25 protein-coding genes and 1 other annotated feature are annotated in these 22,795 nt (G+C 52.5%); of the genes, 1 reads left to right on the top strand and 24 read right to left on the bottom strand.

The features are described from left to right. Positions 1-239: 239 nt before the first annotated feature. The 13 genes from KCG48_RS04210 to KCG48_RS04150 form a co-directional block, all read right to left on the bottom strand. A complete protein-coding gene (locus KCG48_RS04210; protein ID WP_211800053.1) occupies positions 240-587 on the bottom strand; it encodes a YlbF family regulator in 348 nt (115 codons plus the stop codon). A gap of 17 nt (positions 588-604) precedes the next feature. Beyond that, the gene (locus KCG48_RS04205) at positions 605-2,281 is read right to left on the bottom strand and encodes a ribonuclease J (RefSeq protein WP_211800052.1); all 1,677 of its coding nucleotides are present in this window, start codon (positions 2,279-2,281) and stop codon (positions 605-607) included. Beyond that, positions 2,253-2,759 carry a Fur family transcriptional regulator gene (locus KCG48_RS04200; protein WP_211800051.1) on the bottom strand — a complete coding sequence of 169 codons (507 nt, stop codon included), beginning with the start codon at positions 2,757-2,759 and terminating at the stop codon, positions 2,253-2,255. Before KCG48_RS04200 ends, KCG48_RS04205 begins: the two co-directional genes overlap by 29 nt. After that, complete coding sequence (locus KCG48_RS04195) at positions 2,759-3,028, bottom strand: DUF1292 domain-containing protein (RefSeq protein WP_211800050.1); 270 nt, start codon at positions 3,026-3,028, stop codon at positions 2,759-2,761. Before KCG48_RS04195 ends, KCG48_RS04200 begins: the two co-directional genes overlap by 1 nt. A gap of 17 nt (positions 3,029-3,045) precedes the next feature. Beyond that, the gene (ruvX, locus tag KCG48_RS04190) at positions 3,046-3,465 is read right to left on the bottom strand and encodes a Holliday junction resolvase RuvX (RefSeq protein WP_211800049.1); all 420 of its coding nucleotides are present in this window, start codon (positions 3,463-3,465) and stop codon (positions 3,046-3,048) included. Positions 3,466-3,605: 140 nt separating this feature from the next. Continuing rightward, the gene (locus KCG48_RS04185; RefSeq protein WP_211800048.1) at positions 3,606-3,863 is read right to left on the bottom strand and encodes an IreB family regulatory phosphoprotein; all 258 of its coding nucleotides are present in this window, start codon (positions 3,861-3,863) and stop codon (positions 3,606-3,608) included. 89 nt (positions 3,864-3,952) lie between these two features. Next, positions 3,953-6,583 (bottom strand): alanine--tRNA ligase, encoded by a 2,631-nt coding sequence (alaS, locus tag KCG48_RS04180; protein ID WP_211800047.1) that lies wholly within the window; start codon positions 6,581-6,583, stop codon positions 3,953-3,955. A gap of 27 nt (positions 6,584-6,610) precedes the next feature. Continuing rightward, the gene (locus KCG48_RS04175; RefSeq protein ID WP_211800092.1) at positions 6,611-7,486 is read right to left on the bottom strand and encodes a formate/nitrite transporter family protein; all 876 of its coding nucleotides are present in this window, start codon (positions 7,484-7,486) and stop codon (positions 6,611-6,613) included. A 64-nt stretch (positions 7,487-7,550) separates the two neighbouring features. Then, positions 7,551-7,724: a binding site (T-box leader), on the bottom strand. Between the two features lie 203 nt (positions 7,725-7,927). Beyond that, positions 7,928-8,449, bottom strand: a complete 522-nt coding sequence (locus KCG48_RS04170; protein ID WP_211800046.1) for a GNAT family N-acetyltransferase — start codon at positions 8,447-8,449, stop codon at positions 7,928-7,930. A 53-nt stretch (positions 8,450-8,502) separates the two neighbouring features. Further along, complete coding sequence (gene mnmA / locus KCG48_RS04165) at positions 8,503-9,597, bottom strand: tRNA 2-thiouridine(34) synthase MnmA (protein WP_331000371.1); 1,095 nt, start codon at positions 9,595-9,597, stop codon at positions 8,503-8,505. 32 nt (positions 9,598-9,629) lie between these two features. Then, positions 9,630-10,784: a cysteine desulfurase family protein gene (locus tag KCG48_RS04160; protein WP_211800045.1), complete on the bottom strand. Its 1,155-nt coding sequence runs from the start codon at positions 10,782-10,784 to the stop codon at positions 9,630-9,632. Then, positions 10,777-11,226 (bottom strand): RrF2 family transcriptional regulator, encoded by a 450-nt coding sequence (locus KCG48_RS04155; protein WP_211800044.1) that lies wholly within the window; start codon positions 11,224-11,226, stop codon positions 10,777-10,779. Before KCG48_RS04155 ends, KCG48_RS04160 begins: the two co-directional genes overlap by 8 nt. A gap of 53 nt (positions 11,227-11,279) precedes the next feature. Then, positions 11,280-12,566 carry a replication-associated recombination protein A gene (locus KCG48_RS04150; protein ID WP_211800043.1) on the bottom strand — a complete coding sequence of 429 codons (1,287 nt, stop codon included), beginning with the start codon at positions 12,564-12,566 and terminating at the stop codon, positions 11,280-11,282. Positions 12,567-12,721: 155 nt separating this feature from the next. Between KCG48_RS04150 and KCG48_RS04145 the strand changes: the two genes are divergently transcribed. Then, on the top strand, positions 12,722-12,961 hold the full coding sequence (locus KCG48_RS04145; RefSeq protein ID WP_211800042.1) for a hypothetical protein: 240 nt from the start codon (positions 12,722-12,724) through the stop codon (positions 12,959-12,961). An 89-nt stretch (positions 12,962-13,050) separates the two neighbouring features. Here KCG48_RS04145 and aroD read toward each other — a convergent pair whose 3' ends face one another. From aroD to KCG48_RS04090, 11 genes are all read right to left on the bottom strand, one after another. Further along, positions 13,051-13,824 carry a type I 3-dehydroquinate dehydratase gene (gene aroD / locus KCG48_RS04140; protein ID WP_211800041.1) on the bottom strand — a complete coding sequence of 258 codons (774 nt, stop codon included), beginning with the start codon at positions 13,822-13,824 and terminating at the stop codon, positions 13,051-13,053. Continuing rightward, positions 13,821-14,459 carry a histidine phosphatase family protein gene (locus KCG48_RS04135; RefSeq protein WP_211800040.1) on the bottom strand — a complete coding sequence of 213 codons (639 nt, stop codon included), beginning with the start codon at positions 14,457-14,459 and terminating at the stop codon, positions 13,821-13,823. Before KCG48_RS04135 ends, aroD begins: the two co-directional genes overlap by 4 nt. A gap of 66 nt (positions 14,460-14,525) precedes the next feature. Then, positions 14,526-14,993 (bottom strand): MarR family winged helix-turn-helix transcriptional regulator, encoded by a 468-nt coding sequence (locus KCG48_RS04130; RefSeq protein WP_331000369.1) that lies wholly within the window; start codon positions 14,991-14,993, stop codon positions 14,526-14,528. Further along, positions 14,990-15,763 carry a PHP domain-containing protein gene (locus KCG48_RS04125; RefSeq protein WP_211800039.1) on the bottom strand — a complete coding sequence of 258 codons (774 nt, stop codon included), beginning with the start codon at positions 15,761-15,763 and terminating at the stop codon, positions 14,990-14,992. Before KCG48_RS04125 ends, KCG48_RS04130 begins: the two co-directional genes overlap by 4 nt. Before the next feature lie 17 nt (positions 15,764-15,780). Next, complete coding sequence (locus tag KCG48_RS04120) at positions 15,781-16,290, bottom strand: flavin reductase family protein (RefSeq protein WP_211800038.1); 510 nt, start codon at positions 16,288-16,290, stop codon at positions 15,781-15,783. Between the two features lie 194 nt (positions 16,291-16,484). Continuing rightward, the gene (sufU, locus tag KCG48_RS04115; protein ID WP_211800037.1) at positions 16,485-16,919 is read right to left on the bottom strand and encodes a Fe-S cluster assembly sulfur transfer protein SufU; all 435 of its coding nucleotides are present in this window, start codon (positions 16,917-16,919) and stop codon (positions 16,485-16,487) included. Further along, a complete protein-coding gene (locus tag KCG48_RS04110) occupies positions 16,906-18,129 on the bottom strand; it encodes a cysteine desulfurase (RefSeq protein WP_230976992.1) in 1,224 nt (407 codons plus the stop codon). The genes sufU and KCG48_RS04110 overlap by 14 nt, the downstream gene beginning before the upstream one ends. Before the next feature lies 1 nt (position 18,130). Next, positions 18,131-19,201, bottom strand: a complete 1,071-nt coding sequence (sufD, locus tag KCG48_RS04105; protein ID WP_211800035.1) for a Fe-S cluster assembly protein SufD — start codon at positions 19,199-19,201, stop codon at positions 18,131-18,133. Between the two features lie 10 nt (positions 19,202-19,211). Then, the gene (sufB, locus tag KCG48_RS04100) at positions 19,212-20,621 is read right to left on the bottom strand and encodes a Fe-S cluster assembly protein SufB (protein ID WP_211800034.1); all 1,410 of its coding nucleotides are present in this window, start codon (positions 20,619-20,621) and stop codon (positions 19,212-19,214) included. Continuing rightward, the gene (gene sufC, locus KCG48_RS04095; protein ID WP_211800033.1) at positions 20,594-21,373 is read right to left on the bottom strand and encodes a Fe-S cluster assembly ATPase SufC; all 780 of its coding nucleotides are present in this window, start codon (positions 21,371-21,373) and stop codon (positions 20,594-20,596) included. Before sufC ends, sufB begins: the two co-directional genes overlap by 28 nt. 177 nt (positions 21,374-21,550) lie before the next feature. Beyond that, on the bottom strand, positions 21,551-22,783 hold the full coding sequence (locus KCG48_RS04090) for a serine hydroxymethyltransferase (RefSeq protein ID WP_211800032.1): 1,233 nt from the start codon (positions 22,781-22,783) through the stop codon (positions 21,551-21,553). Positions 22,784-22,795 lie beyond the last annotated feature (12 nt).

Here is a 22,795-nt window from a genome sequence, read left to right as displayed (position 1 = left end):
ATGATGAAAACACCCTTGACGCTGAGGGCATTCCCTGAAACCGATTGCCGCAGAAAACTTTTAGCGATCAGGCAAAGGATGGGGGATTCTTGTGCACATTCTGCCGTACTTTCCCGAAAGATCTGGGAAATTCATGGGGGACCGGCATTTTCCCCACAATAAAGCTTCCCGACGTAAAGCAGCGCCAACGGTGGTGCCGCTCCTCATCGGGAAGCCCAAGGTTCTTCACAAAGATGATTCTATTTGCCGGTGCCGATGACATCCACCCCGACGGCGTCATTGATGATTTTCATCATGTCTTCGAAAAGAATGGAAAATCGGACTTCCGCCTGGAGGTAGTCGTTGATATCCGGATTGGTTTTGATGATGGAGGCAAAGTTCTGCATTTTCTCCGTGGTCTCATCGGAGACCTTCCCGGCTTCTACAGATTCTTTATAGGCCGCCAGCTGGATTTTTCGGAAATCCTCCAGCATCCGGGTCTTGGTTTCATCGGACTGAATTTTCAGGGATGCTTCCCGGAAAGCCACCACATCGGGGTTGATTTTCAGGGCTGCAGCCAGCTCATTGAACTTATCATAAATATTCAAGGGTTGTGACCTCCTCTTTATACTTCCATGATAATCGGCAGAATCATCGGTCTGCGCTGTGTCTTTTCATAGAGATAGGACCTCAGGGAATCCTTAATGACCGTCTTCAGCACATTCCAGTCGGTGATGCGCTTTTCTTCGCAGTCATCCAGGGTCTCCCGAACGACGCGACGGGCATTCTCCATGAGATCTTCCGCTTCCTTCACATAGACGAACCCGCGGCTGATGATGTCGGGACCCGCCACCACCATGGCGCTTTCTTTCTCCATGGTCACCACCACGGTGATGATGCCATCTTCGGACAGAAGTTTGCGGTCGCGAAGGACAATCTTGCCCACATCGCCGACGCCTAGGCCGTCGATGAGGATATGTCCGGAATTCACGGTGCCGGTTTTCTTCACATTGCGCCGATTGACTTCGATGATGTCGCCATTTTCCGGAATCACAATGTTTGAGGGCGCCATACCCATCTTCATGGCCAGGTCCGCATGCTCTTTCAGCATTCGGAATTCACCATGGACGGGAATAAAATGCTTGGGCCGGGTTAAGGTATGGATCAGCTTGATCTCTTCCTTGCAGGCATGACCGGAGACATGGACCGCTTCCAGCTTTCCATAGATGACATTGGCGCCTAACTTGGCCAGCTTGTCAATGGTGCCGAAAATCGGTTTCTCGTTACCGGGAATGGGTGAGGAGGAGAACACGACGGTGTCGCCGCTCTTCACCTGAATCTTGCGGTGCATGCCGTTGGACATGCGGGAGAGGGCTGCCATGGGTTCTCCCTGGCTTCCGGTGGTGATGATCAGCACCTGGCTGTCCGGATACTTCCGAACGTCATCCACGGAAATCAGATGCTTCTCGTCCACTTTCAAATACCCCAGATCCATGGCCACGGGAATGATCTTCTCCATGGAACGTCCGGATACGGCAATCTTTCGTCCATTTTCCACGCCAGCTTCAATGATCTGCTGAATGCGGTGAATGTTGGAAGCGAAGGTGGCGATGATGATTCTTCCCTTCACGCCGTGGAAAATCCGCTTGAAGCTTTCGCCCACGGTGGATTCGGAAACGGTATACCCTTCCCGGTCCACGTTGGTGGAGTCTGCCAGAAGCGCCACCACGCCGCGTCTGCCCAGTTCAGCAAACCGGGGCAGGTCGATGACTTCGCCATCGACGGGGGTGAAATCCACCTTGAAGTCGCCGGTATGGACCACCACGCCCAGGGGGCTGTGTACCGCCAGGGCGCAGGCATCAGCGATGGAGTGGTTCACCTTGATGTATTCCACGGACAGCTTGTCCAGCTTGACAATGTCCTTGGGTTTCACGATATTGATGGTCACCACATCCTGGATGCCGTGCTCCACCAGTTTCAGATTGATCAGCGCCGCCGTGAGCTTCGTCGCATAGACCGGAACATTGATCTGCTTCAACACATATGGCAGTGCTCCGATATGGTCTTCATGACCATGGGTAATAAATATTCCCTTGACTCGATCCGAATTCTTCACGAGATAGGAGACATCGGGGATGACGACATCAATGCCGAACATCTCATCATCTGGGAACTTCAGTCCACAGTCGATGACGACGATCTCCTCCTTGTATTCGATAACGGTCAGGTTCTTTCCAATTTCGTTGGTTCCGCCAAGAGGTATGATTTTCAGATTATCTTTTTCTTTTGGTGCTTTTGCCATTAAATAAATCCTCCTTGTTGTTTTCCTCTTTAGCGCACTCATTGCAAATTCCGTAGAACTTTAGGCTATGGTCGAGAACCTTGAACTCATATCTTCGTCCAATTTCCTCTTCCAGGGGATCCAGGAGGTCATCCATAAATTCAATGACACGGGAGCATTTCAGACAGACCAGGTGATGATGCGTATGATGCTCATCCTCCCTGGCCAATTCATACCGGGCTGTTCCATCGACGAGGTCCAGCCGTGTGATCAATCCCTGTTCGTGCATGAGCACGACGGTTCGGTAAACGGTGGCGAGCCCGATTTCGGGCCGCTTAACTTTAACGATGTCAAAGATCTCTTCCACGGTCAAATGCTTCCCCACATTGGCCATGATCGTATCCACGATGCATTGGCGCTGGGGGGTCAGCTTGTACCCGCTCTTCTTGAGTTTATTGGTGATTTTTTTGATGTCCTCGCTGGTGTATGCATGAACCATTAGTTTAGTCCGTCATCATCGAAGATTACGCTATACGCCTCTTCGATCATGGCAATCTCCACATCATCATCGACAGTCTCGAAAAATTCGTTTCCTTCTTCATCGTATACGACTTTAAGGGCCGTAAATACAGGCTCCTCTTCTTCTTCGTCCACGGGAGAAACGATGAAATATTCCACATCTTCAATCTCCAGCCGGGTCACGATTTCGACTTCCACTTCATTCCCCTCTTCGTCGGTTAAAACGATCAGGTCGGTCATATCTTCCATAATGTTCACCTCTTTGCTTATTTTGTGCTGCTAAGTTTATCTAAATATCCTTGAAGTATATAAGTGGCTGCGATTTTGTCCACCAGCCCTTTTCTTTTTTTGCGTGAAAAATCAGCTTCGATCATGACTCTGTGTGCAGCCATGGTCGTCAGCCGTTCATCCCAGAAAATCACAGGGTAGCCGAAGGTCTCCTTCAGAATTTCACCAAAGGCCATGGCTTTTTCCGCCTGGGGTCCGATGGTTCCGTTCATGTTTTTCGGCAAACCCACAACAAATCCTTGAATTTCGTAACTCCGGAGTATTTCCCGGAGGTTCTCCAAATCCAGCTCCAGTGATTTTCTTCTGACCGTAGTCACGCCTTGGGCGGTGTAGCCCAGCGGATCGCTCACGGCAACTCCGATGGTCTTGTCACCGACATCCAGTCCGATATACCTCATAAATACATTTAAATCCTTTCGACGTTTGGTCTATTCTATTGTACCAAACTTTTCTAAAAAAATAATAAAATTTTCTTCGTTCCATTCTGACATAATTTGCCAGGGAAAGCAATAGGGATACCCGAAGGTATCCCTCATTCTCATTCCTTGATATCCAGATAGGCCTTCAGAACTTCTTCCAGGATTTCATCCCGTTCGAGTTTCCGGACGAGGGCTCGGGCCCCGTTGTAGTTCGTAATGTAGGTGGGGTCTCCGGAAATGATGTAGCCCACCAGCTGATTCACGGGATTGTACCCCTTCTCTTTCAGCGCATTGTACACCTCTTCGAGAATTGCTTTGGTCAGGTCTTTTTTATCCCTCTCAAAGTCGAATTGCATCGTATTGTCTTTATTTGTCATAAGAACGCTGCAAAGCAGCTCCACCCCCTTCGAAATCGGATTCACGATAGTTCTATTATAAATTATTCTTTCTAAATTGTATAGACAATTTAGGAATTAACTTGATCACTTAAGAGACTGTTTACAATCGCCAAGGCTTCGGGAAGCTTTGCCGGGTCTTTTCCGCCGGCCTGGGCCATATCGGGCCGACCGCCGCCACCGCCGCCGACGATTTTAGCCACTTCTTTAATGAGCTTGCCTGCATGGAAACCGTTCTTCACCTGATCCTTGGAGATCATGACGGAGAGGTTTACCTTGTCTTCCACGACGGATCCCAGAACCACCACGCCGGACTGGAGCTTATCCAGCACCTTTTCCGTAAGCTCTCGAAGATCTCCCGCTTCAATGTTTTCCAGGGCGCCCTTGACCAGCGTGACGCTTCCTACGGTTTCCCGGGAAGCCAACAGGGTATCCACATGGCCTAAGGAAGCGGACTTTCGAATATCCTCCAGCTCCTTGTGCAGGGACTTCACTTCGGCCTGCTGCGCTGAAACCTTAGCCACAAGCTCCTGTCGGCCGGTCTTCAGGATTTCCTGAAGGCTGGTGAGGATCCCCTCCCGCTCCTGGAAGAGACGGTAGGAGTTCATGCCCGTGACGGCTTCAATGCGGCGTACCCCCGAAGCGATGCCCGCTTCGCTGGTGATGCGGAAGAGGCCAATCTCGCCGGAGTTACGTACATGGGTGCCTCCGCAGAGTTCCTTGGAAAATTCTCCCACGGAAAGCACGCGGACTTCTTCCCCGTACTTTTCATCAAAGAGCGCCATGGCTCCGGAAGCCTTGGCTTCCGCCATGTTCATCACTGCCGTGGACACGGGCAGGGCCTTCAGCACTTCTTCATTGACAATTTCCTCCACCTGGCGAATTTCCTCACCCGTCATGGCCTGGAAGTGGTTGAAGTCAAAGCGGAGTTTATCGGGCAGAACGATGGAGCCCGCCTGATTTACGTGGCTTCCCAGAACCAGCTTCAGCGCCTTATGGAGAAGATGGGTGGCCGTGTGATTGCGCTCCGTGGAACGTCTCACCGTCTCATCCACCATAAACTGGGCAGTTCCGGCGGTGAGGGTTCCGGAAAGAACCTCCACCACATGGACTATATTTCCATTCTTGCTTTTGCGAGTATCCAGGACCTTCACCTGGGCATTCTCCTGGAGGATCATGCCCACGTCGCCCACCTGTCCGCCCATTTCGGCATAGAAAGGTGTGGCATCGGCCACCAGGAAGCCCTGGGCCGGTGCTTCCAGGGTTTCCACCAGTCCAAGATCCGTGTACACATGGAGGACCTCCGCCTCAGCTTTTGTGGCAGTATAGCCCAGGAACACGGTATTTACGCTTTCTTCCAAAGCGTCCATGCCAGCGGCTTCCGAACCCATGTAGGAGCTCTCTCCCCGGGCAGCTCTGGCCCGCTGACGCTGATCATTCATTTCTTTCTTGAAGGCAGAAAGATCCACGGTCATGGATTTTTCTGCTAGAATCTCCTGGGTCAGCTCCAGGGGGAATCCATAGGTGTCATAAAGCTTAAAGGCATTCTCTCCGCTAAACACGGATCCCTCGGTGTCCCGGATGAATCCTAACAGCATTTCCATGCCAGAATCCAGGGTTTCATGGAACTTGCGCTCCTCCAGATCCACAATCTTCGAAATATAGTCCTTCCGGTCCAGAAGATCCGGATAGGCTTCGCCATAGCTCTCCATGACCGCCTCAATGACGCGGTTAAGGAAAAGATCCGTATGCCCCAGCACACGGCCATGACGGGCAGCACGGCGCAGCAGTCTTCTTAAGACATAGCCCCGGCCTTCGTTGGACGGCAGCACGCCATCGCCGATGAGGAACGAAATGCTCTTGGCATGGTCAGCGATGATGCGCATGGAGATGTCATTCTTGGCATCCTCCCCATAAACCTTTCCGGTGACGGCGGATACCTTTCCGATGATATTCTTCAGAATGTCGATGTCGAAAATGGAGCTGACGCCCTGCATAATGGTGGCCATACGCTCCAGACCCATACCCGTGTCGATGTTGGGGTTCTCCAGGGGATTGTAGTTTCCCTCTTCATCCTTGTCAAACTGGGTAAAGACGAGGTTCCAGAATTCTGTCATTTCATCCTTGTCACTGGCGGCCACAAAATCCTCCACAGTGGCGATGACCTCGGTGCCCCGGTAGTAGTGGATTTCGGAGCAGGGACCGCAGGGGCCGACGCCGATTTCCCAGAAGTTGTCTTCCTTGCCTAAGCGGAAGATATGGGTAGGGTCGATATCCGTGGTGTCCTTCCATAAATCGAAGGCTTCATCATCTTCAAAATAAACCGTGGCGTAGAGCTTGGACTTGTCGATCTTCAGGACTTCCGTGACAAACTCCCAGGCCCAGGGAATGATTTCCTTCTTGAAATAATCGCCAAAGGAGAAGTTTCCGAGCATTTCAAAGAAAGTGGCATGACGCTTGGTAATACCCACATTGTCAATGTCTCCGGTACGGATGCACTTCTGGCAGGTGGCTACCCGCTTGGAGGGGGGAACCTTGACCCCGGTGAAATAGGGTTTCAGGGGGGCCATGCCGGCGTTGATGAGGAGCAGGGACTTGTCGTCCTTGGGCACAAGGGGGAAACTCTCCATGACCAGATGTTCTTTCTGGGCGAAGAATTCCAGGTATTTCTTTCGGATATCGCTGGTGCTCATATGTTGCATTTGACGTTCCTCCACTTCTTATATTCTTTACTTTACTTTCTGTACATCTTGCTGTTGGACTTTCTTCAGGTAGACAAACCAGTAGACCGCCCCCACAAAGAAGGCTCCCCCGATAATGTTGCCCAGGGTGACAGGCAGAAGATTACGGGTGAAAAAGGTGGTCCAGTTCAGGTGGTCCAGCTTCTCCGGGGTGACCCCAAGACTTAGGGCTGCTTCCACAAAAGTGCTGCTGCTTTTGGCCAGGATTCCGGCAGGAATATAGTACATATTGGCTACACTGTGTTCAAAGCCTGAGGTGATGAAGAGCCAGATGGGAAAAAACACGGCCAGAAGCTTCCCGGCCATATCCTTCGCCCCATAACACATCCACACCGCCAGGCAGACCAGCCAGTTGCAGAGAATACCCAGAACCACCGCCTGAAGGAAGGTGAGTCCGACTTTCCCCGCCGCAATCTTGATGGTGACGCCGCCCAAGAGGCCATGGCTGCTTTCAAAGAGGCCGCTAAGGTTCATTAGGTAGGCGATGAAGAGGGATCCCAGAAAGTTTCCCACATAGACAAAGAACCAGTTCTTCAGCATGGCACTGAGCTTCACCTTCCGCTCCAGGACCCCCATGAAGATCAGGGTATTGCCGGTGAAGAGCTCTCCTCCAGCCACGAGAACCAGCATGAGGCCTGTGCCGAAAATAGAGCCCGCCAGGGCCTTTCCCAAACCATAGGTTTCCGGTTTGGCCAAAAGGTTATAGGCCGCCATGTTGGAGCCCTCCGAGGCAAAGGCGATGAAGGCGCCAGCCAGGAATCCGAGAACCAGCATATGGAGGGGTTTGAGCTTTGCTTTCTTTTGTCCGGCTTCCACAGTATAAGCCGCAATTTCCGCAGGGGTGAGATACATTTTGTCCGTCATTTTTTGTAACATTCCTTTCTTCTTTGGTGCCTAGGTTTTCCCAATAAAAAAAGCCATCATCCCTCCAAGGGACGAAAGCAAACTTCCGCGGTACCACCCTAATTATGGATCCGAAGATCCATCACTTAAAAAACCAGACTCCAAGGCGGCGTTCATCAACACTCCCCAAAGGCTTTCACCAACTGCCTTCTCTCTGCGGGTGGAGATCTTGACTACTCTTCCTCTTCCACGTCTTCTATGATTACTTATTTATTATAAAGTTCCCCAGGAGTGAAGTCAATCCTTGCCTTGAAGAAGTCTGGCTCTTTCGCCGACAAAAAGAGGATCTTTCAGCTGCAGCGGATGTCGCCCCACCGAAGAGATCCCTTCAGCTTTTTCTTCTTCCCCGAAAATCTCTCGTCGAAAAGACGAAGTTTGGGGAGATTGTCTTTTTTCCAAAGATTACAGCTCCCGCTTCATGAGGTAATCCTTTTGCGGATCGTCGCCCAGCATGAAAATGTGAGAATCAAAAATCCGGAAACCCAGCTTCTCATAGAACTGAATGGCGGGATGATTATGTTCCCAAACACCCAGCCAGATATAGGCTAACGTCGTTTTTTTCGCTAGAGCCTCAGCTTCCAGGATCAGTGCCCTCCCAAGCCCCACAGCCTTATGGGTACGGAGCACATAGATCCGCTGAATCTCCAGGGACTGGGGATGGCCTTTCTCCGTCTGCGCTTCCTCGAAATTCACTTTCAGGTAAGCCGCGGGAACCCCTTCTTTTTCCGCAAGAAAGTACACCGAGGCGGGATTCTCCAGTTCTTGGCGCAGGACCTCTTCGCTGAAATTCATCTTCACATACTGCTGCATATCTTCTTCCGTATTCTCGCTGGCGAAGGTTTCCCGAAAAGTCTCTTCGCTGATCCTTTGAATCTTCTCCAGATCTTCCTTTCTACAGATACGGATTCTATACTCCTCACGCATCGTCATTCCTCCTTTGAAAAAAGCGAAAGTCACCTTTCGCTTTTCCTCATGTATTAATCCAGAACCTCCAGGATGGTTCCCCCACCCAAAAGGAAATTGTCTTCATAGAAGACCACAGCCTGTCCTGCCGTCATGGCTCGCTGCTTTTCGTTAAAGATAACCTTCACCTGACCGTTCTCCAAAGGATAGATGGTGCAGGGCGCAGGTTTTGCAGAGTAGCGGATCTTCGCCAGGGCTTCGTAGGGCTCCGTCACCGCCTCCCGGGATACCCAGTTCACAGTCCCGGCAATGAGGGTGGTCTTAAAGAGCGCACTCTCATCGGTTAAGACCACTTCGTTGCGGTTCTTGTCAATTTTCGAGACAAAATAGGGTTTTCCCAGGGAAAGGCCCAGCCCCTTTCGCTGTCCGATGGTATAATAGGCAATCCCCTTGTGGCGTCCCAGGACATTTCCCTTCTCATCCACAAAGTTTCCTTCCACCTTCAGCTCCGGTCTCACCTCATAGATGTATCGGCCATGGTTATTGTCGTCAATGAAGCAGATTTCCTGGGAATCCCGCTTGTTGTGGACCCCCAGGTCCATTTCCTTGGCAATTTCCCGGATCCGGGTCTTTCGGTAGTCTCCGCATGGCATCAGGGTCTTGCGCAGCTGCTCCTGGGTCAGGTTATACAGCGCGTAGGTCTGATCCTTGGTGTCATCCTCCGCCTTTTCGATGACCATGCGGCCATCTTTCTCGTAGATCCGGGCATAGTGGCCTGTGGCCACATAATCTGCGCCCAGAGCTTCCGCCCGGTGAAGCAGCTCATCAAACTTGATGTATTTGTTGCAGGCGATGCAGGGATTCGGGGTGCGTCCCTCCACATACTCTTCCACAAAATAGTCAATGACCTTCTCCCGGAAAACTTCCTTAAAGTTCATGACATAGAAGGGAATCCCCAAGGTGTCTGCCACCATGCGGGCATCATCCACAGCAGAAAGGGAGCAGCATCCGCCTTCCCGTTCCTTGAAACCTTCGTCATCCTGCCAGACCTGCATAGTGACCCCGATAACCTCGTAGCCCTGCTCCCGCAGAAGATATGCGGCCACAGCGGAGTCTACTCCGCCGGACATTCCTAATACGACTCTTTTTTTCATGATTAACCTCTTTATTTCTTGACCTAGGCAAGGATGTCCCCAAAAGACTATGATCTCTTCAGGGAACGAAGCCGCGCCGTCAGGCTGCGCAAAAGTTCCAGCACCTGCAGAACCTCTTCTTCCGTGGTGGCCTCGCCCAGGGTCAGCCTCAGGCTTCCCCGGATAAAGTCCTCCTCCACGCCGATGGCTTTCAGCACATGGGATTCTTCAATGGATCCGGAGGTGCAGGCGCTTCCCGAAGAAGCCATGACCCCGGCCAGATCCAGATTCATCAGTAAAGTTTCCCCTTCCAGATTCCGGAAAGAGACATTCACGTTATTGGGAAGACGCAACGCTCCCCGGGGGCCGTTCAATCGGGTACCGGGGAGGAGGAGAATCTCCTCGATCATTCGGTCCCGAAGATCCGTCATGCGGGAAAGAGCGGCTTTCCGGTGGGAAAGACTTTCCAAAGCTTTCCCCATGCCGGCAATGGCTGCCACATTTTCTGTGCCGCTGCGCCGTCCCCGCTCCTGGTTGCCCCCATGGAGAAGATTTTCAATGACGATGCCGCCGCGAACATAGAGAAAGCCCACCCCTTTGGGGCCGTGAAATTTATGGGCGGATACCGAAAGAAGATCGATATTCAGCTCTTCCACATTCAGATCCAGAACGCCCATGGCCTGGACCGCATCCGTATGGAAAATTACGCCTTTATCCCGGCAAAGGGCACCGATTTCCTTCAAAGGGTAAATGGTTCCAATTTCGTTGTTGGCCGCCATGACACTGACCAGGACTGTATCCTCCCGGATGGCATCGCGCAAATCCTCCAGATGGAGAAATCCTTGCTCATCCACGGGAAGAAGGGTCACCTCAAATCCCTGCTTTTCGAGAAACTCCAGGGCATGGAGCGTGGCATGGTGTTCCACCGCCGTGGAGATAATGTGACGCCCCCGGCGCTGGTTGCCCCAGGCAATGCCTTTTAGCGCCCAATTAATGGCTTCCGTTCCCCCGGAGGTGAAATAGATTTCCCGGGCTTTTGCGCCAAGAAGGCGAGCGGCGATCTCCCGCACCTTCGTCAGGGCTTGTTTCCCTTCGCGAGCAAAGGAATACACCGAGGAAGGATTCCCGTAGCTTTGCTGCAAATAAGGGACCATGGCCTTCCACACCTCGGGATCCATGGGGGTGGTGGCGGCATGGTCCATATAGATCATCGGATTACTCATGGAGCAGAATCCCTTCCCGGATGGGGGTGGACTGGCCGGCATGATAATCATTCAGCATATCCTCCAGGGTTACCCCCGCCATGACGCTGTTTAAGGAATCCCGGATCTTTTTCCACAGCATTCTGGTGGCGCAAGCCTCCAGCATATCACAGTCCTCATGGTCTAGGCAGTCGGAAATCTCCACGGGTCCTTCCAGGACATCCATAATTTCCAGCACCGTGATTTCTTTGGGCAGCCGGTTAAGAATATAGCCCCCTTGGGCTCCCCGGACGCTTTTGATGAGTTTCGCTTTACGCAAAGGCGCAAAAAGCTGTTCAAGATAATATTCGGAAATTCCCTGCCGCTCCGCTATGCTCTTGATGGAGATGGGCATCTCTCCATAATGCACCGCCAGATCCAGCATGGCCTTCACGCCATATCTTCCTTTCGTTGATAATTTCACTTCAGCACCTCCAGGCTTGATTCCCTAAATTGTACCAATTCCGAGTGAAAGTGTCAACTTTCCCCGGAAGTCTCTTCGTCCTTGATTTTCTTCCAGTAAAGCCGCGTGGCTTCCTCGTATTTATTGCTACCAGACCGGTAGAACTTCATCTTTTCCAGCCCCTTGGGCATGTACACCTGCTTCACGTAGTTATTTTTGTGCCCATGGGGATAAACATAGGCCTGCATTCGTACCAGGGCCTTGGCTCCCGCATAGTGCCCATCCCGAAGGTGAAGGGGCAGTTCCAGCACCGGCGTCGTATCCACGGCATGCATGGCCGCATCCACCGCCGTAATGACGGAGTTGGATTTCGGCGATGTGGCGAGAAGAATCACCGCCTGGGCCAGGGGAATCCTCGCCTCGGGCAGTCCCAGCACCAGTGCCGCATCGGTGCAGGCTTTGACGATGCTGATGGCCTGGGGATTGGCAAGACCGATGTCTTCAGCGGCGATGACCAGAAGGCGCCGATTGACGCTGATCAGGTCTCCGCCCTTCAGGAGCATGGCCAGATAGAGGAGCGCCGCATTCTCGTCGCTCCCGCGGATGGACTTCTGAAAGGCGCTGAGAAGATCATAATGGGCATCTCCATCCAGATCAAAATTGATGATCTTCTTCTGGAGAATCCGTTCCACATCCTCCTCCTCCACTTCCACCACCCGGGCATTGGTCTTGGCCTTGGACAGGAGGACCAGTTCCAGGTTATTCAGGGCTTTTCGAAGATCGCCATTGGCCAAACTGGTGATGAAGTTCAGAGAGGTTTGACTGATCTTCACCTCGTCCAGTCCCGCTTCCTCACGATAAAAATCCATGGCTCGATGAAGGCCTTTCAGAATGTCCGCGCTTTCCAGGGGTTTAAACTCCACCACGATGGCGCGGGAAACCAAAGCCTTGAAAACAGCAAAATGGGGATTCTCCGTGGTGGATCCCACCAGCACCACCCGGCCGCTTTCCATATAGTCCAGGAGCACCTGCTGATTGCGCCGGTTCATAAGATGAAGCTCATCAATGTAGAGCACCAGACCATGGACGCCCATGAACATGTTCAGTTCATCCAGTGCGTTCTTCACATCTTTCAGGGAGTCTGTGGATGCATTGAGACTAATAAATTTCCGATCGGTGAGATCCGCCAGAAGTCTGGCCACCGTGGTCTTCCCGATCCCCGGTGGTCCATAGAAGATCATATTCATCAGGGTTCCGCTCTTCACCATACTGGTTAACAGTTTGCCTTCCCCGATCAAATGCGTTTGCCCCAAAACCTCATCCAAGGTCCGGGGTCTGAGTTTGCTTGCTAAGGGTTCCATGGTCCACCTCCTACAGTCTATTATACCATGTTTTGAGGCATCCGCCCCTGATGAAGGGGCACATCCTTAAGCCCATCCCCCGCTGAGTTTCCGCTACTCTAGGCTCCCATTTTTCTCCCGGCATGCTATAATCAGGATAAGGCAGGTGGACGTCCATGGAGCAAAAATATGTTATCGCCCTCATCGTCGGGCTCATCATCTACTTTGGCGCCGTATCCGGCGTATACCTCATCTATAAGCCCAATCTGGATTATCAGCGCAACCGGAGAAAAAAACTCAAGGAAGAACGGCAAAAAGCCCTGGAAATGGCCCGAAAGGCAAAAGCTTTCCAGAAAGAGCATCCGGCACCAGAATCTTCGGAGGAGTCTGCTCCGGAAAACCCAGATAATAAATAAGAGTTGACTTCACGAAAAACCTCCCTGTCATCATGGACAGGGAGGTTTTCCGCATTCAAATTCATAATATGACAATCTTACCCCCTAAATCAAATCCCATTCTTCAACTTTTCCCGAAGAGTATCGGCATCCAGCTGTCCGGGAGCTGATGCGCTTGTCACGGCAGCAAAAGTGATGCAGCTTTGGCTTCGTCCTCGGGCATAACGGGTGTAGGCGCCTTCTTCGCCCATGGCCAGCGCAATATGGGGAATATCCAGCATCTCGGCACATCTGGCGGAAGCCGTCAGGAGGCGCTCCGCCTCTTCTCGAGTATTCGCCTTAACGGCAATTTTCGCCATATGGGCTCCTCTCATCCGAGCTTCCTGGAAACGGGCGCAAAGATACTCCACAGGAGGGGTTTCCTGGAAATCGTGCCAGGACAGCAGCAGCTTAACTTCGGTCATCTTAAGCTTTTCCAAAAGCTCCGCATAGGCTCCGGAGAGTGGAGAATCCGGCTCCAGAAGAGCCAGCTCCACATCGAGAAGATCCACCAGGCCGCTTTCTCCGGCAGCTTTTTGCAGGGTCAGGATCTCCTGTGGGGAAAGGTCGCTTTGCCCTCCCTCTTCTGTCCGCCGAAACGTGAAGATCAGGGGCATGTTGGGAAATTCCTGACCGATGGCCAGAAGCCCCTTCCCGATGGCATCCGCCATGGGGATTTCTCCAGGATCGAGATAGTCCGCCCGCCACTCCAAAAGATCAAAGAGTGAAGGGTTGAGGGTTCGAAGATCCTCGAAAAACTCGGGCATCGTCCGGGAAGTCAGGGTTCCACAGCAGTGAAGACTCCCATCCTGAAACGCCAGTCCTTTGATCCTCAGCGGTTTCATGACGTACCCTCCAATGAAGCCAGATCCTCCGGGTAATCCTCGATATTGATCAGCGCATCCAGGAAAAACCCATGGGCGTTTTCTCGGATGCGCATGAGGGAGCAGTTATAGATCTCAATCTTGGCAAAGGTGTCGATCTCTGCGCCAAAGACCCGGGCCAATACGGTTTTCATGGTCCCGCCGTGGCAAACCACCAGCAGTTTCTCCCCGTTATGGTACAGGGTCTTCATCTCATCCAGAAAATCTCGGACCCGGCTGTGAACGTCCAGGAGACTCTCTCCGCCGCCGGGACGATATTCCAGGAAGTTGCTTCGCCACTCTTCAAAAACGCCGGGATGGCGTTCCAGGAGCTCCTCATACCGGAACCCTTCCATGGTGCCCAAATGACGCTCATCCAGACGGGAATCCCGCTCCGCATCCTCCAGGGAATAGCCCATGGCCGTCAGGGTCTCATGGGTCCTGACTAGCGAAGAGACATAAATCCGGTCCGGCGTAAAATCCATGGCACGAAGAATCTTCCCGGCCTTTTCCGCCTGGGCTTTGCCCAGATCCGTCAGGGGATAGTCTGACGAACCATAAAACAGGTTCTTCACATTGGCCTCCGACTCGCCATGCCGTACAAAAATCAGTTCCATACTTTCAACCTCCTCCAAAGGAAAAGGGGAAATCGCAATTTCCCCTTCCGTTCTTTCGATTCCTTCTCAGCGGTACTTCTCATCGAAGAAGCCCATGAGGCGCCGAAGCGACTCCACCAGAACCGCTTCCTCCTGGTCATCCAGTCCGCTGATGACAGTATTGATCATATCCTGATGAAAGGCGTCGTGCATGCGTTTCGCCTCCACGCCTTGATCCGTAAGCTCCACCAGGACAATGCGCTTATCTTCTTCTGTCCGCTTTCGAACCACATACCCCTTTCGGATCAGTTTGTCGATGCCGGTGGTCAAGGTGCCCATGGTGACATTGAGATCCCGGGAGATCTCCGTCATGGTCCGGGGGTTCCCCTCCCCCACGGCATGGATGGTATGCATTTCGGTAATGCTTAAATCGCTGCCGTGATCCCGCAGAACTTTTTCTTCGATCTCCAGGATATCATGGAATAAATCCACCAGCAGTTCATTCAGGACAATCTTGCTCTTCTCGATGGTTCTCCCCTCCGTTCCATACTTCACCGTTCGCTGATGATGCGTTCTCTCTTCTTATAATAGCAAACTTTGAGGCCAATCTCCTCCATGAGTTTCAAAGCATCCTCAAAATTTCTGCCGATATCCTCCGCGATGTGGGCATCCGACGCTAAAGTGACAAACCGGCCGCCGGCCTTTTGGTATCCCGTGAAGATACTGCGAAAGCTCCGTCCCACTTCGCCTTCCAAAGGCCGCTTGAGATTCACCTCCAAGGTGACATCCGCGGCGAGGAGCGCTTCAAAAAGCCCTTGGAATTCTTCGGGGTAATCTTCCACGAAGAGTTCCGGGAAAGGCGCATACCGGGAAGGATAATCCAAATGAGCCAGAGACTGGATATAGGGATTTTCTTCCACCATTTCCTTGGCATAGGTCAGATACTGCCGGTAGAAATTCCCGGCCTCCATGCCCTGGAAGAACCGCCGGCTGGAGAGATTCTGTCCCGCCATGGTGTGGAGAGAGCCAATGACGAGATCAAAATCATATCCCAGGGCAATTCTCCGGTTTTCTGCGGTGTAGCCCCGATCCAGGCCCAGTTCGATGCCCAGGAGGTAGTTCTCGCTGCGGTAAGGCGCATAGGCCTTAAAATAGTCGTCCACGTTGAAATCGATGGGAAAACCCACGGCTTCCAGATAGTTCAGGTCTTTATGCTCCGTGGTAATCACCCCGAGATTCTTCTGCTTCGCCGAGGCCAGCACCGCCTCCAGTTTCTCCGCCGAATCAAAAGAAAACTCTGTGTGAAGATGGGTATCAAATATCATGGGTTCGTCATCCTTTTCTATAAGTCGTCTTGCGTGTAGGAGCTGACAATTTCTCCATAAAAAATCTCATGGTAATCGCCGTCCAGGTAACTGGTCACATCCACATCGCCCCGAAGAAGCTTGGGATCGACTTTATGGTTGTAGATAATCTTGCATTCATAGTAAATGTTGGCTTCCTTCACCACGGGAGTATCCATGGTCTTGGCCGGATGCTGGGTAATATTGGCCAGCTTCCACTTGTCCACTTCCCGGCCGGAATGGCTGCCCACGGTATTCAGGGCTTTCTTCATGGTGGAGGTGGTGGGGATGGACACGGTGAACTCCGTGTTGTCCTGAAGCAGTTCATGGTTATGGCGGGAGCTTCTCACCAGGATGGTGAAGACGGGTCTTCCCCATTCAAAACCGATATTGCCCCAGCTGATGGTACTCACATTGACTTCTTCCCCTTTTTTCACCGTGAGGAAGGCACCCTGGCGGTGCAGATATTTAATGCTCTTGTCTAAATAACGGATAAATTCCACAGACATCGTGAATTAACCTCCAATCTTTTCATTCTTCATTCATTATAGCTCATCCCTCAATTTAATTGCATAAAATTGATAACTATTCATAAAAAATCTACAACTTTTGAGTTTCAAAAGACTTTACACAAAAGCCAGGACTGGCCCCTCTCGGATCGAGAGGAGTCCAGCCCTGGCCATAGATTGCGTTTTTGACGGAGTTATGCCTTGGCCTTCACGGCTTCCTTCAGGGTATGCCAAGCCAGCACGGCACATTTCACTCGAGCCGGAAGATTGGAAATTCCCTGGAGAATGGAGGCCTCATCCAGCGTCTCTTCCAGGAAATCCACATCGGTGATTTCCCGCTTGATCATGCCCAGGAACACTTCCACCGTCGCCAAAGCTTCTTCCACCGGCTTACCCTTCAGAAGATCCACCATCATGGATGCCGAAGCCTGGCTGATGGAACACCCATGGCCCGTGTAAGCCAGGTCCGTGAGGATCCCGTCTTCTACCTTCGCCTCCACGGTGATCTCATCCCCGCAGCTGGGGTTGTGCCCCCGCTCCTTATGGGTGTAGCCCTCCACCTCCCGGCGGTTTCGGGTGTCCTTGTTGTGCTCCAGTATCACTTCGGTATACAGATTACCGAGATCCATAACCCATCCATCTCCTTACTTCATCCAGATTCCGCACCAGGGCATCGATGTCTTCCTTCGTGTTGTAGAAGGCAAAGCTGGCCCGGGTGCAGGCGTTGATTTTCAAGTACCGCATGAGCGGCTGTGCGCAGTGATGTCCCGCTCGGACACCCACGCCGTAGCTGTCCAGAATGGTGGACACATCGTGGGGATGAACATCCTCCACCACGAAACTCACCACGGCGCCCCGGTCCTTCAGATCGGAGGGCCCCACCAGACGGATATAGGGCAGCGCTTTAAGCTGGTCCAGCGCATAGGCCAGAAGCTCCATCTCTTTTTCATGGATGGCGTCAAAACCCAGTTCTTCCAGGTAATCGATGGCTGCTCCTAAGGATACCACCGCCTCAATGCCCTGGGTACCCGCTTCAAACTTAAAGGGCAACTCATTGAAGGAGGTTTCCTGCTCGTGAACGTACTCGATCATGTCCCCACCGTAGAGGAAAGGATCCATGGTCTCCAGCAGGGATTCTCGGCCATAGAGTACGCCGACACCCATGAGGCTCAGCATCTTGTGTCCGGAAAACACGTAGAAGTCCGCATCCAGATCCGTCACATCCACCTTCATGTGGGGAACGGCCTGGGCGCCGTCAATGAGGGCCACTGCCCCCACGGCATGGGCCCGCCGGATCACCTCTTTCACGGGAAAGATGGTGCCCAGCACGTTGGACATGTGGCTCATGGCGACGATTTTCGTGGCACTGTCGATCTTGTCCAGTTCCTTTTCCGGAAGACGGCCTTCCTCATCCACATAGAGATACGTCAGGACCGCGCCGGTTTTTTTCGCCACCTGCTGCCAGGGCACAAGATTGGCATGATGCTCCGCAATGGACAGGACAATCCGATCCCCGGGCTTCAGCTGGCTTAACCCGTAGCTGTAGGCCACCAGATTGATGGCCTCCGTGGCATTCTTGGTAAAGATGATCTCCTTCACGCTGCGGGCGTGGAGAAATCTGCGGACCTTTTCCCGGACGCCTTCAAAGGCTTCCGTGGCTCGCAGACTCAGGGTATGAGAACCCCGATGGGGATTCCCGTTATCCCGGTTGTCATATTGCCTCACGGCTTCCTGAACCTGCAGCGGCCGCTGGGATGTGGCTGCGCTGTCCAGGTACACCAGTTTTCTTCCCTGGATCTCCTGATCCAGAATGGGAAAATCCCCTCTGACCTCTCTCAATTTACTCACCTTTCAGTTCCCGTTCCACTGCATCGAGGATAATCTCCCGGATGGAATCCAGGGGGATCAGATCGATGATGGGCCGGATATGGGATTCGATGATAATTTTCTTGGCTTCTTCCTCGCTGAGTCCCCGGGACATGATGTAGAAGAGCTTTTCTTCATCGATCTGGCCGTTGGAAGCGGCATGATTTCCGATGACATCATCCTCTCGGCACAGGAGCAGCGGAATGGCATAGGACTTAACCTTAGGGCTAAGGAGAATGGTAAATTCTTCCTCATTGCCTTCGGAATGGGTGGAGCCGTGTTTGAAGTCCAGGGTTCCGCGGAAGGCTTTCTTGGACTTGTCCTTCAGGGCACCCTTGAAGATCATGTCGGATTTGGTCTTCTTCCCCATATGATTCATGTGGTGGGAAAGATCCAGGATCCGCTCGCCAAAGCCCAGGTACACGTTTTTCACGTGGCCTTCGGCCTCGTCGCCGGCAAGATCCGTCATGTAGTTGACCACCGCAGCTTCGCCGCCGATCTCCACGGAGATGTAGTTCACCTTGCCCCGGCTCTCCACGGTGGAGTAGCGGGATTCCAGATGGCGGGACCGGCTGTTCAGACGCTGCACCTTGATGATGTTGAGCTCCGCATCCTCGGCCACCTGAATTTTGTTTAAGGTATTGGAGAAGGTTTCCGTATCATCGGACGAATAGTCCATGACCAGGGTCATTTTTGCCCCGGCTTCCAGGACGATGACATTTTTCTCCAGGAGAACGTTGTTCTCCCGACCGAGACGATGGGCGATGAAGAGGGATTTTTCCTCCCCTTTCTTCACATGGATGTAGAGTCCGGCATTGGGGGATTCCTCCACCAGGGCCACCATGCGCTCATTGACGCCCCGAAAATCTTGAGACAGCGGCAGGTCTTCCCGGTCTCGAAGTTTAAAGCTGTCTCCTTCCAGTTTTCCATAGAAGTATTCCTTGGTCAGGTCCACGTCCATGGTGTCCAGGAGAAGTTCATTGGCCTTCACCCATCGGAATGTCAGACGAGGAAGGACGTTGTAGGTTTCTTTTATTGCACTCATTCTTCCACCCCTATCCTATTGTGCCTTCAAGTTCCAGCGTGATGAGATTGTTCATTTCCACGGCATACTCCAAAGGTAGCTCCTTGGAAATCGGCTCCACAAAGCCGCGGACAATCATGGCCTTGGCTTCGCCCTCGGAAATGCCTCGGGACATGAGGTAGAAAATTGCCTCTTCCGAAATTCGTCCGATCTTTGCCTCGTGACCCATATCCACATCATCATTTTCGATGTCGATGACCGGAATGGTATCGGAACGGGACTCATTGTCCAGCATGAGGGACTCGCACGTCACGGTGGACTTTACGCCGTAGGCATTGGGCGCCACCCGGAGAAGTCCCCGGTAAATGGCCTGTCCGCCGGATTTGGAGATGGACTTGGAGTTGATGTTGGACGTGGTGTTGGGGGCGGCATGAACCACCTTGGATCCGGTATCCAGAAGCTGGCCTTTTCCGGCAAAGGTAACGCCGGTAAACTCCGCCTTAGCTCCTTCTCCGCGAAGGATGCTCATGGGATAGAGCATGGACACCTTGGACCCGAAGGATCCGGAGACCCACTCGATGGTCCCGTTCTTGTCCACCACAGCACGCTTGGTGTTGAGGTTGTACATGTTCTTGGACCAGTTTTCGATGGTGGAATAGCGCAGGGTTGCGCCTTCCTTCACGTAGAGCTCCACAGCTCCGGCATGAAGATTATTTACGGAATACTTTGGCGCGGAGCAGCCTTCGATGAAATGACACTTGGCATTCTTCTCGATGATGATGAGCGTGTGCTCGAACTGCCCGGCACCGGGAGCATTGAGTCTGAAATAGGACTGGAGAGGAATATCCAGCTCCACCCCTTCCGGGACATATACAAAGGATCCGCCGGACCAGACGGCGCCATGGAGGGCCGCAAACTTATGATCCGTATTGGGGATGAGCTTCATGAAGTACTGCTTCACGATGTCCTCATACTCCACCAAAGCGGTTTCAATATCGGTGTACACCACGCCCTGCTTAACCAGTTCCTCCTTGATGGAGTGGTACACCACTTCGGAGTCATACTGGGCGCCGACGCCAGCCAGGGACTTCTTTTCCGCTTCGGGAATGCCCAAACGGTCGAAGGTCTGCTTGATTTCTTCCGGCACGTCTTCCCAGCTGGTGTTGAGGTTGGTCTTGGGTTTCACATAAGTGACGATATTCTCGATATCCAGATCGGAGATATCCGGTGCCCAGGTGGGCACATCCAGCTGATGGTATACTTTCAGGGATTCCAGCCGGTAATTGAGCATCCATTCGGGCTCGTTCTTCTTGGCGGAAATTTCCCGGATAATGTCTTCGGTCAGACCTTCCTTGGCCTTATAACTGTACTCGAAGTCGTTTTTGATGTCATAAACGCCCCGGTCCAGCTCATCTATATAAGTTTTATTTCTTTTTTCCATTCTGCGTCACCTTTCGCTTCCCTGTACTTGATGTAGCCGTTTTTCTCAATCTCACGGGCCAGGGAAATATCGCCTGTATCCACAATTCTGCCGTCGACCATGACATGGACCACGTCCGGAACGAGATAATCCAGGATGGAATTGTGATGGGTAATGAGGAGGATGGCGTTCTTCTCGTTCTTGAACTCCGTTACGCCCTTGGAGACGATCTTCACCGCATCCACGTCCAGTCCGGAGTCGGTTTCGTCCAGGATGGCCAGTTTAGGATTGAGAATCCGCATCTGCAGAATTTCATTCTTCTTCTTCTCACCACCAGAGTACCCCATGTTGAGGTAACGCTGGGCATAGCTGCGGTCAATGTCCAGGTCCTTCATTACCTGGGTCATTTCCTTCTTGAATTGGATGGCCTTCACCTGTTCGCCGGTGATTTGGCTCTTGGCGGTCCGCAGGAAGTTTTCCACGGTGATTCCCGGGATCTCCTGGGGAGCCTGGAAGGACATGAAGATTCCCTTCTTTGCCCGTTCATTCACGGCTTCGTCGGTGATCTCTTCACCCTCGAAGAAAATGGATCCTTCGGTGACTTCGTATTTGCTGTTGCCCATGATCACATTGGCCAAGGTGGATTTTCCGGCACCGTTGGGTCCCATGATCACATGGACCTCCCCGGCACGGATTTCCAGGTTGACTCCCTTAAGAATCTCTTTTTCATTCACTGTACTTTTCAGGCCAGTTATTTTCAACATTTCTGACATGCTAACTCTCCTTCAATTCTGAGCATTTTTATCTGATTTTACCTGTTTCCCATTTTACCCGTTTCTCCCCCGTGCGTCAACCGGTTTTGCCCAATTCAATCCCTAAGGGATTCTTTCCACACAAGGAAAAAAGCCCTGATGTAGGGCTTTTCACCGTTTAAGCAAATCTCGAAAGAACTAGTACAGGGGATATTTCTTGCAGAGCTCCGCCACTTTTTCCCGCAGGAACGTGAGATCATCTTCCCGATGGGTGATGGCATAATCGATGAACTCCGCCATGAGACGGATATCGTCCTCCCGGAATCCCCGGGTGGTCATGGCTGCACAGCCCATGCGAAGCCCTGAAGTCACAAAGGGGCTTCGGGTTTCGTAGGGTATGGTGTTTTTATTGGTGGTAATGCCGATGGAGTCCAAGAGCTTCTCCGCATCTTTGCCCGTGATGTCTTTATTGTTGAGATCCACCAGGATGAGATGGTTGTCCGTTCCGCCGGAAACCAGGCGATAGCCCCGTTTCTGGAGTTCCTCGGCCAGAACCTTGGTGTTGGCAATGACCTGATGCATGTAGTCCTTGTACTCTTCCCCCATGGCTTCCTGGAAGCACACGGCCTTGGCAGCGATGACATGCTCCAAAGGTCCGCCCTGCATGCCCGGGAACACCGACTTATCCAGGGCTTTGGCAAACTCTGCTTTGCAAAGCACCGCACCACCCCGAGGACCGCGAAGGGTCTTATGGGTGGTAGTGGTGACAAAGTCCGCATAGGGTACAGGATCGGGATGAAGGCCCGTGGCCACCAGACCCGCTATATGAGCCATATCCACCATGAAGTACGCGCCGGCCTCCTTGGCAATGGCGCCGATCCGCTCAAAATCGATAATTCGGGGATACGCCGAAGCACCCGCCACAATGAGCTTGGGCTTTTCGACCAGGGCCAGTTCCCGCAGCTGATCATAGTTGATGGTTTCCGTTTCCGCATCCACACCATAGGAGATGAAGTGGTAGAGCTTCCCGGAGAAGTTCACCGGGCTTCCATGGGTGAGATGCCCCCCATGGCTGAGATCCATGCCCAGAACCTTGTCGCCCGGCTCCAGAACGGTCATATACACCGCCATATTGGCCTGGGAGCCGGAATGGGGCTGAACATTGGCATGTTCGGCACCAAAGAGCTCCTTCATCCGCTCGATGGCTAACGTTTCCACCTTGTCCACCACGTGGCACCCGCCGTAGTAACGCTTTCCCGGATAGCCTTCGGCATACTTGTTGGTCAGGGCCGTGCCCATGGCTTCCATGACGGCTTTGGACGTAAAGTTCTCCGAGGCGATGAGCTCGATATTATACTCCTGCCGCTGTTCTTCTTCCTCAATGAGGTGGAAAATTTCGGGATCCTGGTCTTTTAGGTATTTGCTGTACATAATTACCCCCTA

The sequence above is a fragment of the Proteiniclasticum sediminis genome (assembly GCF_018128025.1).
Taxonomy (GTDB): domain Bacteria; phylum Bacillota; class Clostridia; order Clostridiales; family Clostridiaceae; genus Proteiniclasticum; species Proteiniclasticum sediminis.
Note: the sequence above shows the minus strand (reverse complement) of the source record. Positions and strands in the feature narration are given on the sequence as shown.

Coding starts and splice junctions, on each gene's coding strand:
- KCG48_RS04205 (WP_211800052.1), bottom strand. CDS start 2,281: ATGGCAAAAGCACCAAAAGAAAAAGATAATCTGAAAATCATACCTCTT.
- KCG48_RS04200 (WP_211800051.1), bottom strand. CDS start 2,759: ATGGTTCATGCATACACCAGCGAGGACATCAAAAAAATCACCAATAAA.
- KCG48_RS04195 (WP_211800050.1), bottom strand. CDS start 3,028: ATGGAAGATATGACCGACCTGATCGTTTTAACCGACGAAGAGGGGAAT.
- ruvX (WP_211800049.1), bottom strand. CDS start 3,465: ATGAGGTATATCGGACTGGATGTCGGTGACAAGACCATCGGAGTTGCC.
- KCG48_RS04185 (WP_211800048.1), bottom strand. CDS start 3,863: ATGACAAATAAAGACAATACGATGCAATTCGACTTTGAGAGGGATAAA.
- alaS (WP_211800047.1), bottom strand. CDS start 6,583: ATGCAACATATGAGCACCAGCGATATCCGAAAGAAATACCTGGAATTC.
- KCG48_RS04175 (WP_211800092.1), bottom strand. CDS start 7,486: ATGACGGACAAAATGTATCTCACCCCTGCGGAAATTGCGGCTTATACT.
- KCG48_RS04170 (WP_211800046.1), bottom strand. CDS start 8,449: ATGCGTGAGGAGTATAGAATCCGTATCTGTAGAAAGGAAGATCTGGAG.
- KCG48_RS04160 (WP_211800045.1), bottom strand. CDS start 10,784: ATGAGTAATCCGATGATCTATATGGACCATGCCGCCACCACCCCCATG.
- KCG48_RS04150 (WP_211800043.1), bottom strand. CDS start 12,566: ATGGAACCCTTAGCAAGCAAACTCAGACCCCGGACCTTGGATGAGGTT.
- KCG48_RS04145 (WP_211800042.1), top strand. CDS start 12,722: ATGGAGCAAAAATATGTTATCGCCCTCATCGTCGGGCTCATCATCTAC.
- aroD (WP_211800041.1), bottom strand. CDS start 13,824: ATGAAACCGCTGAGGATCAAAGGACTGGCGTTTCAGGATGGGAGTCTT.
- KCG48_RS04135 (WP_211800040.1), bottom strand. CDS start 14,459: ATGGAACTGATTTTTGTACGGCATGGCGAGTCGGAGGCCAATGTGAAG.
- KCG48_RS04125 (WP_211800039.1), bottom strand. CDS start 15,763: ATGATATTTGATACCCATCTTCACACAGAGTTTTCTTTTGATTCGGCG.
- KCG48_RS04120 (WP_211800038.1), bottom strand. CDS start 16,290: ATGTCTGTGGAATTTATCCGTTATTTAGACAAGAGCATTAAATATCTG.
- sufU (WP_211800037.1), bottom strand. CDS start 16,919: ATGGATCTCGGTAATCTGTATACCGAAGTGATACTGGAGCACAACAAG.
- sufD (WP_211800035.1), bottom strand. CDS start 19,201: ATGAGTGCAATAAAAGAAACCTACAACGTCCTTCCTCGTCTGACATTC.
- sufB (WP_211800034.1), bottom strand. CDS start 20,621: ATGGAAAAAAGAAATAAAACTTATATAGATGAGCTGGACCGGGGCGTT.
- sufC (WP_211800033.1), bottom strand. CDS start 21,373: ATGTCAGAAATGTTGAAAATAACTGGCCTGAAAAGTACAGTGAATGAA.
- KCG48_RS04090 (WP_211800032.1), bottom strand. CDS start 22,783: ATGTACAGCAAATACCTAAAAGACCAGGATCCCGAAATTTTCCACCTC.